Source organism: Salipiger sp., from assembly GCF_048261495.1.
Lineage (GTDB): Bacteria > Pseudomonadota > Alphaproteobacteria > Rhodobacterales > Rhodobacteraceae > Salipiger.
In genome coordinates this window covers 22,441-35,902 of sequence record NZ_JBLXFX010000008.1, presented here as the reverse complement: position 1 = coordinate 35,902, position 13,462 = coordinate 22,441, and the positions used below count along the sequence as shown (strand labels likewise).

At 67.3% G+C, this 13,462-nt stretch carries 12 protein-coding genes; 9 read left to right on the top strand and 3 right to left on the bottom strand.

From position 1 onward, the window contains the following. Positions 1 to 113: 113 nt before the first annotated feature. The 4 genes from ACN0RJ_RS16275 to ACN0RJ_RS16260 all read left to right on the top strand — a co-directional run bounded on the left by ACN0RJ_RS16275 (position 114) and on the right by ACN0RJ_RS16260 (position 4,626). Positions 114 to 830 carry an ABC transporter ATP-binding protein gene (locus tag ACN0RJ_RS16275; protein ID WP_417724921.1) on the top strand — a complete coding sequence of 239 codons (717 nt, stop codon included), beginning with the start codon at positions 114 to 116 and terminating at the stop codon, positions 828 to 830. Next, positions 827 to 1,618 (top strand): ABC transporter permease, encoded by a 792-nt coding sequence (locus ACN0RJ_RS16270; protein WP_417721729.1) that lies wholly within the window; start codon positions 827 to 829, stop codon positions 1,616 to 1,618. Before ACN0RJ_RS16275 ends, ACN0RJ_RS16270 begins: the two co-directional genes overlap by 4 nt. 74 nt (positions 1,619 to 1,692) lie before the next feature. After that, entirely contained in the window at positions 1,693 to 2,229 is a 537-nt protein-coding gene (locus ACN0RJ_RS16265) for a tetratricopeptide repeat protein (RefSeq protein WP_417724920.1), read from the top strand. Between the two features lie 633 nt (positions 2,230 to 2,862). Next, complete coding sequence (locus tag ACN0RJ_RS16260) at positions 2,863 to 4,626, top strand: PQQ-dependent methanol/ethanol family dehydrogenase (protein ID WP_417721731.1); 1,764 nt, start codon at positions 2,863 to 2,865, stop codon at positions 4,624 to 4,626. A 304-nt stretch (positions 4,627 to 4,930) separates the two neighbouring features. Here ACN0RJ_RS16260 and aroB read toward each other — a convergent pair whose 3' ends face one another. Both aroB and ACN0RJ_RS16250 read right to left on the bottom strand, forming a co-directional pair. After that, positions 4,931 to 6,043 carry a 3-dehydroquinate synthase gene (aroB, locus tag ACN0RJ_RS16255; RefSeq protein WP_417724919.1) on the bottom strand — a complete coding sequence of 371 codons (1,113 nt, stop codon included), beginning with the start codon at positions 6,041 to 6,043 and terminating at the stop codon, positions 4,931 to 4,933. Further along, positions 6,040 to 6,615: a shikimate kinase gene (locus ACN0RJ_RS16250; RefSeq protein WP_417724918.1), complete on the bottom strand. Its 576-nt coding sequence runs from the start codon at positions 6,613 to 6,615 to the stop codon at positions 6,040 to 6,042. Before ACN0RJ_RS16250 ends, aroB begins: the two co-directional genes overlap by 4 nt. Before the next feature lie 96 nt (positions 6,616 to 6,711). On the opposite strand from ACN0RJ_RS16250, the gene ACN0RJ_RS16245 reads away from it, so the two are divergent. The 4 genes from ACN0RJ_RS16245 (at position 6,712) to ACN0RJ_RS16230 (ending at position 10,741) form a co-directional block, all read left to right on the top strand. After that, entirely contained in the window at positions 6,712 to 6,861 is a 150-nt protein-coding gene (locus tag ACN0RJ_RS16245) for a hypothetical protein (RefSeq protein WP_417724917.1), read from the top strand. Then, positions 6,851 to 8,410, top strand: coding sequence for a hypothetical protein (locus ACN0RJ_RS16240; protein WP_417725039.1), 1,560 nt, complete (start codon positions 6,851 to 6,853; stop codon positions 8,408 to 8,410). Before ACN0RJ_RS16245 ends, ACN0RJ_RS16240 begins: the two co-directional genes overlap by 11 nt. Further along, a complete protein-coding gene (locus ACN0RJ_RS16235) occupies positions 8,407 to 9,333 on the top strand; it encodes a site-specific tyrosine recombinase XerD (protein ID WP_417721735.1) in 927 nt (308 codons plus the stop codon). The genes ACN0RJ_RS16240 and ACN0RJ_RS16235 overlap by 4 nt, the downstream gene beginning before the upstream one ends. Positions 9,334 to 9,412: 79 nt before the next feature. Next, the gene (locus ACN0RJ_RS16230; RefSeq protein WP_417721736.1) at positions 9,413 to 10,741 is read left to right on the top strand and encodes an HlyC/CorC family transporter; all 1,329 of its coding nucleotides are present in this window, start codon (positions 9,413 to 9,415) and stop codon (positions 10,739 to 10,741) included. On the opposite strand, the gene ACN0RJ_RS16225 is transcribed toward ACN0RJ_RS16230, so the two are convergent. Beyond that, the gene (locus ACN0RJ_RS16225; protein WP_417721737.1) at positions 10,698 to 11,855 is read right to left on the bottom strand and encodes a histidine kinase dimerization/phosphoacceptor domain -containing protein; all 1,158 of its coding nucleotides are present in this window, start codon (positions 11,853 to 11,855) and stop codon (positions 10,698 to 10,700) included. The two genes, ACN0RJ_RS16230 and ACN0RJ_RS16225, sit on opposite strands and share 44 nt — an antisense overlap. Before the next feature lie 935 nt (positions 11,856 to 12,790). On the opposite strand from ACN0RJ_RS16225, the gene ACN0RJ_RS16220 reads away from it, so the two are divergent. Further along, positions 12,791 to 13,393: a nucleotidyltransferase family protein gene (locus ACN0RJ_RS16220; protein WP_417721757.1), complete on the top strand. Its 603-nt coding sequence runs from the start codon at positions 12,791 to 12,793 to the stop codon at positions 13,391 to 13,393. The last annotated feature ends 69 nt before the right edge of the window (positions 13,394 to 13,462 follow it).

Below are 13,462 nucleotides of genomic sequence, written 5' to 3'. Positions count from 1 at the left end.
CGACGGTTCGTCGAAACACCGCCCCCCCGATCGCCGCGCAACACCGCCATCCGGAGCACTGGTGTCCCCGCCGGACCCGTGTAGGGTGTCCCGACCACAGCTTCCGGGGATCCATGAGCCTCACCGTCGATCATCTCAGCTACGCCTATGGTGCCAAGCAGGCCCTGAAGGATGTGTCCTTCAGCCTTCCGGAAGGCACCTTCGCCGCCCTGCTCGGCCCCAACGGCGCGGGCAAGTCCACGCTCTTCTCGCTGCTCACCCGCCTGTTCACCGCGCCCGACGGCCGGATCGGGATCGCCGGGCACGACCTGTCCCGCGCGCCGCGCGCGGCGCTCGCCCGCATGGGCGTGGTCTTTCAGCAGCCGACGCTCGACCTCGACCTGTCGGTGCGCCAGAACCTCGGCTATTTCGCCGCCCTGCACGGCATCGCCGGGCGCGAGGCGCAGTCCCGTATCGACGCCGCGCTCGACCGGCTCGCCATGCGCGAACGCGCCCGCGAAAAGGCCCGCGACCTCAACGGCGGCCACCGCCGGCGGACCGAGATCGCCCGCGCCCTGCTGCATCGTCCCGACGTTCTGCTGCTCGACGAACCCACGGTAGGGCTCGACGCCGCCTCGCGGACCGCGATCACCGCGCATGTGCACGACCTCGCGCGCGAAACCGGGCTCACCGTGCTCTGGGCCACCCATCTCACCGACGAGGTCATGCCCGACGACCGCCTCCTGCTGTTGCACCGGGGCGAGATCCGCGCCGACGGCATCGCCGCCGACCTGCACGGCGCCCGACCGCTGCGCGACTGGTTTCTCGATCTTACGGGGGCCGAGGCATGAGCATCTGGGTCACCGCCTTCCGCGCCATCACCGCCCGCGAAGCCCTGCGCTTCGTCCATCAGCGCGAACGCTTCCTCGCCGCGCTCGTGCGTCCGCTGGTCTGGCTGCTGGTGTTCGCCGCCGGCTTCCGCGCCGCGCTCGGCCTGTCGATCATTCCGCCCTACCAGACCTACATCACGTACGAGACCTACATCGTCCCGGGGCTCTGCGGCATGATCCTGCTGTTCAACGGCATGCAGTCGTCGCTCTCGCTGGTCTATGACCGCGAGATGGGCTCCATGAGGCTGCTGCTCACCTCGCCATTGCCGCGATGGTTTCTCCTGTTGTCAAAGCTTTGCGGCGCGACCTTCATCTCGCTTCTGCAGGTGGCGGCCTTCCTGGCCGTCGCCGCCGCCTTCGGCATCGTTCTCGAACCGATGGGCTATCTCGCCGTCCTTCCGGCCCTGATGATCGCCGGGCTGATGCTGGGCGCGCTCGGGCTCGCGCTGTCGAGCTTCATCAAGCAGCTCGAAAATTTCGCCGGGGTGATGAACTTCGTGATCTTCCCGATGTTCTTTCTCAGCTCCGCGCTCTATCCCCTTTGGAAGATGCAGGAATCCTCGACCCTTCTCTACGACATCTGCGCCGCGAACCCGTTCACCCATGCGGTCGAACTGATCCGCTTCGCGCTCTACCTGCAACTCAATCTGCCGGCCCTCGGTTGGACGCTCCTTGCGACGGTGATCTTCATGGCCCTGGCGCTTTGGGGCTACGATCCGGCACGCGGCATGGTACGTCGCAAGGGCTGACCCATCTTGCGACCATCCCGGCGATGAAACCGCGACCCATCCGTGTTACCCTCCCCGGAACCCGGAGGAATGCCATGTATCGTCTTGTTCTCGCTGCAACTCTTGCCGCAACGCCCCTCGTCGCCGAAACCGGGGACGACCTCGGCACGCTCAACCCCGACGAGATGACCTGGCAAAGCTTCCTCGACCGCGCCGAACGCGGTGAAACCGGCATGGTGCTCTGTTCGCTCGGCTACGCGCTCACCAAGTCCGGAGATCACGCCAGCGCCCGCACCCTGTTCGAGTCCTGCGCCGAGGCGGGCTATACCGGCTCGATGACATGGATGAGCTACATGGACCAGAACGGCTTCGGCGGAGAGTACAACCCCGATGCCTCGGCCGAATGGGACCGCCGCGCCGCCGCTGCCGGAGACCCGGTGGGCAAGTTCAACTACGGGCTGGACCTCATGCGAGGGTATGGCACCGTGAAGGACGACGCCCGCGGACGCGCACTGGTGGACGAAGCGGCAAGCGCCGGTCTCGCCGTCGCGCAACGGCTTCAGGCGGCGGAATACGACCTCGACGAGGTGACGCCCGACGCCGACAACTGGCGCTTTGCCCCGGCCTTCTAGGCCGCGTCGCCGGCCCCCTCGACCGGGCCTGCAACCGGCCGAGCCGTGACATCAACGCCCCGGGGTCGCCAACTCCGGGGCGTTTTCCGTTCCGTGCCGCCGGTTCCCGCGCCAAGCCGGCGCCAGCGCTCTTCCCGGAGGGGTTTTCCGACAGCCGGACGCCCGAAAATCGGCCCTGTACCCCCGCCGAACGGATCGCGGACTACGACCATCCGACGGCCCCGCCGCCGCCCCTATGACTCGTGCGCCCTACCTCCCGCCGCGTTCCGGCGGCACCGGACGCGCGGCAACAACCGGGGTTCGAAGCGGTCCGGATACTGCAACAAGCGGCGCAGAAGTTCAGTTTAACAAAATGGCGCAAAATATTGATATAATGATGCTTTTAGATAAAACACCCACTCCCTCCCGCGACATCCGCGACATTCCGGAGACCTCCCCGGAGCCCCTCCGGCAGATTGCCCGACCAGTCGGCCTCACGGCTTGCGAATCGCGGGGGCCTGCTGTCAAGGCGGCCCCGGTCGTACGACCCAAGTCCCGTATGGCCCCGGCCCGCTCTCCTTATAGTGATCGGCGGAGGCAATCTCCCGGGCCGCACAGCGCACCCGGATGACACTCGTTCACGGGAGGACAATCATGAACAGATTTATCGCCGCTGCCGTTCTCGGCCTGCTCACGGCCACGGCCGCGCAGGCCCAGGTCACCGAGGACATGCTCGCCAAGGACCGCGAGATGACCAATCAGGTGGTCACCAACGGCATGGGACGCGATCTCCAGCGCTTTTCGCCGCTGACCACGCTCAACAAGGACAACGTCAAGAACCTGATGCCCGCGTGGGCCTTTTCGCTCGGGGGCGAAAAGCAGCGCGGCCAGGAAACCCAGCCGCTGATCTATGACGGCGTGATGTACATCACCGGGTCGTATTCGCGGCTCTACGCGATCGACGTGATGACCGGCGAAGAGCTCTGGCAATACGATGCCCGCCTGCCCGAAGGCATCCTGCCCTGCTGCGACGTGATCAACCGCGGCGCGGCGATCTACGGCGACAAGATCTACTTCGGCACGCTGGACGCCCGGCTCGTCGCGCTGGACCTCAAGACCGGAGACGTGGTCTGGCGGGACAAGATCGCCGACTACAAGGCCGGCTACAGCTACACCGCAGCCCCGCTGATCGTGAACGGGCTGGTGATCACCGGCAACTCCGGCGGTGAATTCGGCATCGTCGGCGAAGTGCAGGCCCGCAACGCCGAAACCGGCGATCTCGTCTGGACCCGCCCGGTGATCGAAGGCCACATGGGCACCCTCAACGGCGAGGAAAGCACCATGACGGGCACGCTCAACGCGACGTGGCCCGGCGACATGTGGAAGACCGGCGGCGGCGCGACCTGGCTCGGCGGCTCCTACGACCAGCGCACGGATACGCTGATCTTCGGCACCGGCAACCCGGCGCCCTGGAACTCCTGGCTTCGCAATGCCGGCACGCCGACCGAGGGCAACACCGGCGACAACCTCTATGCCGCCTCCCGCCTGGGCATCGACCCGGCGACCGGCGACATCAAGTGGCACTTCCAGTCGACCCCGCGCGAGGGCTGGGATTTCGACGGCGTGAACGAGGTCGTGGCCTTCGAGGATGCCGAGGGCAACCAGAAGCTCGCCACCGCCGACCGCAACGGCTTCTTCTACGTGCTGAACGCGGACGGCTCCTTCGTCGACGCCTGGCCCTTCGTGAAGGACATCACCTGGGCCTCGGGCATCGACGACACCGGCCGCCCGATCTACATCGAGGAAGGCCGCCCGGGCGATCCCACCAAGGCAGCAGACGGCGGCAAGGGTGAGGTCGTCTTCTCCTCGCCCTCCTTCCTCGGCGGCAAGAACTGGATGCCGATGGCCTACAGCCAGAACACCGGCCTGTTCTACGTGCCTTCCAACGAATGGGGCATGGACATCTGGAACGAGCCCGTGAGCTACAAGAAGGGCGCCGCCTACCTCGGCTCCGGCTTCACCATCAAGCCGAACTACGAGGATCACATCGGTTCGCTCAAGGCCATCGACCCGGTCACCGGCGAGTGGAAGTGGGAACACAAGAACGACGCCCCGCTCTGGGGTGGCGTGATGACCACCGCCGGCGGCCTGGTGTTCTACGGCACGCCCGAGGGCAAGTTCCTGGCGCTCGACGACGAGACCGGCGAAGAGCTGTGGTCCTTCCAGACCGGCTCCGGCATCGTCGGCCAGCCCGTCACCTGGGACATGGACGGCGAGCAGTATGTCTCGGTCGTCTCCGGCTGGGGCGGCGCGGTTCCGCTCTGGGGCGGCGAAGTGGCCAAGAAGGTCAACTACCTGAACCAGGGCGGCATGGTCTGGACGTTCAAGCTGCCCAAGCAACTCGCAGCCGCGAACTGATCCACCCTCCCGGATCACGACGCAGCACCACCGCCCGATGGAAACGTCGGGCGGTATTTTCGTTTCCGCCCCTTGCCTGCGCGGCACGGTGAGGGGCCAGCCCCTCACACTCCCCGGGATATTTCGAAACCGAAGAAGGAAATACGCGGTTCTCAGGGCGACGGCGGGCACGGGCAAGGAGTCCTGCCCTTCTTCGGTTCGAAAAATATCCCGGGGGAGTCCGCTGAAAGCGGACGGGGGCAGCGCCCCCGCATCGGCGCCGGTGGCCGGGCAGTCCGCCATGGCAAGTTCGGAAACGTCGGGATCAGCGGCCCGACAGCGCGTCCCCGAGCACCGCGAGGACCATTTCCGGAGGCACCTCGGAGGTGACGAAGGCCTGCCCGATGCCGCGGGCGAGGATGAAGCGGATGGCGCCGTCGACGACCTTCTTGTCCTGGCCCATCAGTTCCAGCAGGGTTTCGGCGGAGGGAATCTCTCCGGGGATGTCGGAGAGGTCGGTCTTCATGCCCATGGCCTTCAGATGGGCCCGCAGGCGCGAGGGATCCTCTTGGGGGCAAAGCCCGAGGCGCGAGGAGAGCTCGAAGGCGAGCGCGCAGCCGATGGCGACGCCCTCGCCGTGCAGCAACCGCGAGGAGTATCCGGTGGCGGATTCGAGGGCATGGCAGAAGGTATGACCGAGGTTCAGCAGCGCGCGATCGCCCTGCTCGGTTTCGTCCCGCACGACGATCCCGGCCTTCATCTCGACCGACCGGGTCACCGCATGGGCGAGCGCGGCGCGATCCCGGCCGCGGACCGCCGCGGCATTCGTTTCCAGCCACTCGAAGAAATCGGCATCGCCGAGCAGACCGTATTTCACCACTTCGCCGTAGCCGGCGAGGAAATCGCGTTCGGTCAGCGTGTCGAGAACGCCGATGTCGGCCAGCACCAGCGCGGGCTGGTGAAACGCCCCCACGAGGTTCTTGCCCGCCGGAGAATTGATCCCGGTCTTGCCGCCGACCGAGGAATCCACCTGGGCCAGCAGCGAAGTCGGCACCTGCACGAAGCGCACCCCGCGCCGGAGCACGGCGGCGGCAAAGCCCACGAGGTCGCCGATCACGCCGCCGCCGAGGGCGATCACCACGTCGTTCCGCTCGACCTTCTGCGCGAGGAGCCATTCCACCACGCGCTCGAGCTCGCGCCAGCACTTCGTCGCCTCGCCGGGCGTCAGGGTCAGCGCATGGCAGACGATGCCTTCGGCGTCCAGGGCGGCGCTCAGGCGGTCGAGATGGGCCGCCGCGACGGTCTCGTCGCTGACCACGACCACCCGCCGGCGGCGCAGCAGCGGCGCGACGAGGGCGCCGGCACGGTCCAGCAGCCCTTCCCCGATCACCACGTCATAGGCCCGCTCGCCCAGGGCGACATGCACCTTCGCACTCATTTTTCGGCCTCCATCAGGACGTCCGGGCGTGTCTTGAGCACCCCGATCACCGTGCGCGCCATGGCTTCGACCGACTGGCGGGCACCGGAAGGCACCTTGAGGTCGGCAAGCGCATAGATCGGGACGCGCCGTTCATAGATTTCCGTCAGCGTAGCCAGCGGGTTGTCCGTGCGCAGCAGCGGGCGGGTGGATTTGTGGCGGACCCGGTTCCAGAGCACCGGCAGTTCGGCGTCGAGCCAGACGGCGACGCCCTTGCGGGTGATCATCTCGCGGTTGCCCGGCGCCATGTAGGCGCCTCCCCCCGTCGACAGCACCGCGGGCGTGTCGTCCAGCAGCCGGTCGATGACCTGGGTTTCCTTGCGTCGGAAGAAGGCTTCGCCATCGCGCGAGAAGATCTCCGCGATGCTCATGTTGGCCGCGATTTCGATCTCGGCATCCGAATCGCGGAACGGCACGTTCAGCGCCGTGGCCAAAGCCCGGCCCACGGCGGATTTTCCCGCTCCCATCATGCCGATGAGGACCACGGTTTTTTTCAGTCGCAGCGCCTCAACCCTTGTATCTCGGCCATCCATCGCCAATTCTGCCTCCCGGCGCCGTGAATGACGTGAGTTTGCGAAAAAGGCTAGGTATAAGATGAAAAAAAGGCGCGAGGCAGGAAGACCGGATCTATGGGACGCATTTTCAAATGGCTGCTGATACTGCTGCTTCTGGCAGGAGTCGCGCTGGTGGCATACGCCTATGTCGGGCCCTTCTTCGGGGCCGACTTTTCACCGCCGCAGACCGAGATTCGCCAACCAGTGGACCTTGATGGCAACTGATCGACGGATCCGGGCGGCGCTGCTCGCCATGACCCTTCTCGGCGGGCCGGCTGTTGCGCAGGCGCCGCTCTCGGCCATCGACTGGCTCGATTCGGAACGTCAGACCCGCACCGCCGCTCCGCCGCCGCGCAGCGCGCCGCGCGATGAGCCGCCCGTCGCCACCTCCGGCACCCGTCCCGAGGTCGAGGTGGTGCCGCTGGGCCAGCCCTCGGCGGATGCGGTGGGACTGTTGCCGATGTCGGTGACCGGGCTTCCCCCGGATCTCTGGGCGCGCAGCGAGGCGGCGACCCTGGGCGGACTGATCCGGCGGGTCGATCTCGTGGTGCCCGCCATGTCGGCGCTGATGTTCACCCTGCTGCTGGCCGAGGCGGATGCCCCCGAAGGATCGGGGAGCGGGGCGCCGCTGCTTCTGGCGCGGCTCGACCGGCTGTTCTCGGAAGGCGCCATAGATCCCGGGCTGGCGCTGATCGAACGGGCGCGCGGCGACAGCTCTCCCGAGCTTTACACCCGCTGGCTCGACTTTGCCCTGCTCTCGGGCGGCGAGGAAGCGCCCTGCCTGGCGCTCAAGGCCGACCCGTCGCTGAGCGCCGACCTGGCGGAGCGGATCTATTGCGACGCGCGCACCGGCGACTGGGACCATGCGGTCACCGTCTTCGGCACCGCCCGGGCGCTGGGACAGATCGACGGGCGCGACGGCGAGATCCTGGCGCGCTACCTCGATCCCGCCCTGTCCGACGGCGAGTCCGCCGTGTCGCCCCCCGCGCGCCCGACGCCGCTGGAATTCCGCCTGTTCGAGGCCATGGGCGAGGCGCTGCCCACCCAGCCGCTGCCGCGCCCCTTCGCGGCCTACGATCTGTCGGGCAACAGCGGCTGGCGGGCGCAGGTGCTGGCCGGGGAACGCCTGGCGCGGGCCGGGGCGCTGTCCGACAACCGCCTGCTCGGGCTTTACTCGGACCGCGAACCGGCGGCCTCGGGCGGGGTCTGGGACCGGGTCGAGGCGGTGCAGGACCTGGAGGCGGCCATCGCCTCCGGCCGCGCCGACCTTGCCGGGCCGGCGCTGGTCCGGGCCTGGCCGCAGATGCGCAGCGCCGGGTTGCTGGTGACCTTCTCGCGGCTGTTCGGATCGGATCTCGGCACGCTGGCGCTGTCGGGACGCGCCGCGGAATTCGCCGAACGGGCGCAGCTTCTGTCGTCGGATTACGAAACCGTCGCCCGCGACATGACCCCGCGCACCGATCTGATGCGGGTCATCAAGGCGGTTGCCACCGGCTCCGCCCCCGCGGAGATCCCCGAGGACCCGCGCCTGTCCGCCGTGGCGCGGGCCTGGCAGGACGCCACCATGCCCGACACCCTGTCCGAGCTGCGCAAGGCCGGAAAGCTGGGCGAGGTGATCCTGCGCGCGATGGAGCTTTATGCCTCCGGCGCCGAGGGCAACCACGCCGACATGACCGCCGCGCTCGCCGCGTTCCGCGACGTGTCGCTGGAGGATACGGCCCGCCGTGCCGCCATCCAGTTCCTTATTCTCGGCGACGAAGGTGCGCTGCGATGAAGGATGCCTACTGGATCTCGTCCTTCCTCGAAGCGCAGGCGGCCGAACGCGGCGCGGCGGACAACACCCGCGATGCCTATGCCCGCGATCTGAACGATTTCACCGGCTGGCTCGCGGCGCGGAACCTCGACCTCGCCACCGCGCAGCGGGCCGATGTCGAGGATTATCTCATCCGATGCGAGGCCGAGGGGCTGGCCGTGGCGACACGCGCGCGGCGGCTGTCGTCGATCCGGCAGGTCTATCGCTTTGCCTTCGAGGAAGGCATGCGCGCCGACAATCCCGCCGTGCAGATCGCCGGGCCGGGGCGGCCCAAACGCCTGCCCAAGACCCTCGGCATCGACGAGGTGGACCGCCTGCTGACGGCGGCACAGTCCCACGGGCGCACGGTGCAGGACCGGCTGCGCAACACCTGCCTGATGCAATTGCTCTACGCCACCGGCATGCGGGTGAGCGAACTGGTCACCCTGCCCCTGTCGGCGGCGCGCGGCGATCCCCGGATGCTGCTGATCCGCGGCAAGGGCGGCAAGGAACGCATGGTCCCGCTGTCCCCGCCCGCCCGCGAGGCGCTGGCGGTGTGGCTGGCCGAACGCGACGCCGCAGAGGATCGCGCGCGCATGGCGGGCAAGCCCGCCTCGCCTCAGCTCTTTCCGTCGCGCGGCAAGTCCGGGCATCTCACCCGCCATGCCTTCTACCTGCTCATCAAGGAAATCGCCGTCACCGGCGGCGTCTCGCCCGCCAAGGTCACGCCCCATACGCTGCGCCACGCCTTTGCCACCCACCTGTTGCAGAACGGTGCCGACCTCAGGGCGATCCAGACCTTTCTCGGCCATGCGGACGTTGCGACGACCGAGATCTACACCCATGTTCTCGAAGCGCGGCTGAAGGAACTGGTCTTCGATCACCACCCTCTCGCCAACGACTGACCGGGCGCCCCGCGCGCCACCCTTGAATGACAAGAGCCGGGGCCCCATAACCCGGTCGAACCAACATCAGATCAGGATCATGGACGACATATCGACCGCCCCCCTCGACGCGGCCTTCTGGATCACCTCGGGCGCCATCCTCGTGCTCATCCTCATGTCGGCCTTCTTTTCCGGCTCCGAAACCGCGCTGACCGCCGCATCCCGCGGCAAGCTGCGGGCCGCGGTCGATCGCGGCTCCAAGGGGGCCGAGAAGGCGCTGAGCATCACCGAGGACAGCGAACGGCTGATCGGCTCGGTCCTTCTGGGCAACAACATCGTCAACATCCTCGCCACCTCGCTGGCCACGGCGCTGTTCACCCAGTTGTTGGGCGACAGCGGAGTCGCGGTGGCGACACTGATCATGACGCTGCTGGTGCTGATCTTTGCCGAGGTCCTGCCCAAGACCTACGCCATCACCAACCCCGAGCTTGCCGCCAGCCGCGTCGCCGCGCCGCTGGCGGTCATCATCCTGGTCTTTGCCCCGATCGTGGCGGCGATCCGCGCCTTCGTGCGGCTCATGCTGCGGATCTTCGGCGTCCAGACCGACCCGGACAGCCAGATCCTTGCCGTGCGCGAGGAGATCGCCGGCGCGCTGCAGCTGGGCCATTCCGAGGGCGTGGTGGAAAAGGAGGACCGCGACCGCATTCTCGGCGCGCTGGACCTGTCCGAACGGACGGTCGAGGAAATCATGCTCCACCGCTCCGGGATCGAGGTGATCGACATCGACAACGACCCCCGCGCGATCCTGCAGCAATGCCTTGAAAGCAACCATACCCGCCTGCCGGTCTATCGCGGCGACCAGGAGAACATCATCGGCGTTCTGCACGCCAAGGACCTGCTGCGCGCCATGTACGAATTCATGGCCAAGGCGGGCGACGGCGGCTTCGACGCGCTGGACGACTTCCGCATCGCCAAGGTGATGATGAAGCCCTACTTCGTGCCCGACACCACCACGCTCGCCGACCAGATGCGCAACTTCCTGCGCCTGCACACCCACTTCGCGCTGGTGGTGGACGAATACGGCTCGCTCGAAGGGCTCATCACGCTGGAGGACATCCTCGAGGAGATCGTGGGCGAGATCACCGACGAGCACGACCCCGATGCCGAGGATCAGGTGACGGCGGGCGATGACGGCTGGTACTGGCTCGACGGGTCGATGACGATCCGCGACCTCAACCGCGCGACCGACTGGAGCCTGCCCGACGACGAGGCGAACACCATCGCCGGCCTGGTGATCCACGAAGCGCAGATGATCCCGACCACCGGCCAGAAGTTCAGTTTCCACGGCTTCCGCTTCGAAGTCATGGAGCGCGACCACAACCGCATCACTCGGCTGCGGGTGCGGCCCGTCGTTCATCGTCCTGACTGACGTCCGGCCCCATCGGCAGATCCGCCTCGAGCACGAAACCGTCGGGACCGCGCCCCTGGCTCAGGGTGCCGCCGACCTGCGCGGCCGAGGCCTTCATCAGACGCGCCCCGAGCGAGGTCGAGGCGAGCACGTCCTCGGCGCGGATGTCCTGCACCGTGCCGGAGCCGTTGTCCCGGCAGATCAGCGTCATGCGGTTGGCCCCGGTGCGCTGCACGGAAAACACCAGCTCGGCCCCCTCGCCCTTTCCGGGGAAGGCGTATTTCATCGCGTTGGCGGCAAATTCGTTCACGATCACGCCGACCGCGGCGGCAACCCGTGATTCGACCTCCAGCTTCGGCGAGGCGGTGCGCACCTTCAGCCCCGCCGGCGCCTGCTGCTGCAACAGCGCCGCGACCCGCCCGAGATAGGCGTCCAGCCGCAGGTGGTGCATCTTCGAGGTCATGTTGAGCTCGGCATGCAGTTGCGAGATCGCGTTGACCCGGCGCGCGATCGCATCGAGATATTCCCTGGTCTCCTGCGACTCCGCCTGCGCCCGGTAGAGCCGGATGGTCGAGGCGACGGTCTGCAGCGAATTCTTCACCCGGTGGTCGATCTCGGAGCGCAGCGCCTCCTTCAGCTTCAACGCGCGTTCCAGGTCCAGTTGCCGCACCACCTGCCCGGCCATGACCTCGAGCAGCTTGAGGTGCTCTGGCGGCAGCTTGCGCGGTCGGGTGTCGAGCACGCAGAGCGTCCCGATCGGATGCCCCGAGCGCGTGACCAGCGGCGCACCGGCATAAAAGCGCATGTCCGACAGCAGGCCGCAGCACAGCGGGTTCGACGCGCTGCGCTCGTCCTTGAGCGTGTCCTCGATTTCGAGAATGCCGTTGTTGAGGATCGCATGAGAGCAGATCGACTGGTCGAGCGGCGTTTCCGAGGCTTCGAAGCCGTGATGCGCCTTGAACCACTGGCGGTTCTCGTCGACCAGGCTGATCAGAACGACGGGCACGTCCAGAAGGGTGGCGATGAGTTCGACCATCTCCTCCAGCGCCGGGTCGGGCCCGGAGTCGAGCACGCCGAAGCTGTGAAGCTCGGCGAGCCTTTCGCTCTCGTTTTCCGGCACGCTGGCTTTCACCATCTGGGGTCCTGCTCCACAAGTCTAGAAAGGCACTTCATAAACGGCCCCGGCGCCGCGTCAACGACCCGCATTCATTCCGGGCTGCCGAAGCCGAGGGACGCGGCCAGGTTCGGCCACGGTCACGCACGAACGGTTCCTGCCGCTCGTCACGATCCTTCGGCCCATCTACATGAGCTTGCAAGACAAATTCAATGTATTCGGCACCCCGGGACAATCAATCAAGCGAATGATAGCAGGTTTTTGCGGTTTTGTTCGAACATTAACCGCGTGTTCAGATTTTCATGACGGGGCCGTCGCGAGGCCCGGCGGCTCGCGGGGCGCCGGACGGGCGTCTCGGCGGATATCGGCCGGATTCAATTCAGGGATGTGCGGAAAGTGACCAACGGCACGGCGGGCCGATCGACCCGGCAGAGCGGCCGCGCCGGGGGTCCGGAGGCGAAAACTGGCGCGATGCGGCGGCACGGCGTGTCGGTCACGGTAGGGGAATTGCCCGGAATTTCGCGCCCCGTCGCGATGCGGGTGATGGCGTCCCGTCGCGCGCGGCGACTCTTCGGGGCGGTGGCGGCGGGGGTATCCGCCGGAGATCGCGGCCTTTGAAATCGAACCGGAGTGCTTTTCCTTCGCTTCGAAAGATGTTGAAATCATGCAGAAATGTCGCGGACCTTCAACCGCACCGCGCCGCTGGAGAGGGTGTGAGGCCCGTCGCGGGGAGAACGGCAGGAGCCGATCTTCGTCGGCGGGTCGACGGCCGCGTCGGGGCCCCCTCACTCCGGCCCCGCCCTTGTCGTCGCGCCGATCCCCGGGTAGCCGCTGTGCCCCGGTCGCGGTGCCGGGACGGGTTTGCCCGGCAATATCCGTTCGGCAAGGCAGATTCCCGCGCAACTTTTTGAAGAAAAAAGTGACCACGCGCGACATTGATCCTGTATAAGCGCGCCATGGGAGAAATCGCTGTATTGATTCCCGCAGCCGGCGCGAGCCGCCGTATGCGGGGAACCGACAAGCTTCTGATGGAGGTTGAGGGGCGGGCCCTTCTGCGCCGTCAGGCCGAGGTGGCCCTCGCGGTCGCAGATCACGTGTCCGTCGCCGTGCCCGGGCATGAACACCCCAGGGTTGCCGCGCTTGCCGGTCTGCCGGTCCAGGTGGTCGAAGTACCCGATGCCGATCTCGGCATGTCCTCGGCCCTGCGCCGCGGCGTCGGCATGCTGCCGCCGGGGATGGAGGCCGTGGTGATCCTGCCCGCGGACATGCCGGAAATATCCTCGTGCGACATTGCCGCGGTGATCCGTGCCTTTCGCAACGTCCCCCGCCCGACCCTGCAGCAGGCGACGGCCGAGGACGGGACACCCGGTCATCCGGTGCTGTTCCCGCGCGATTGCTTTTCGGCATTGCTCAACCTGACGGGCGACATGGGGGCCAAGGCGGTTCTGGCCGCCAATGTCCACCGCGTCCGCCAGGTGCCCTTGCCGGACCGCCACGCGCTGACCGATCTCGACACGCCCGAAGCCTGGAGAGCCTGGGAGGCGCGGCTGACCGCCTAGGATCAGCTTCGCGCCGGAAGGCCTTGATCTGAAATGAAAACGGGGCGGTCCCTTCCGCCCCGTTTTCAT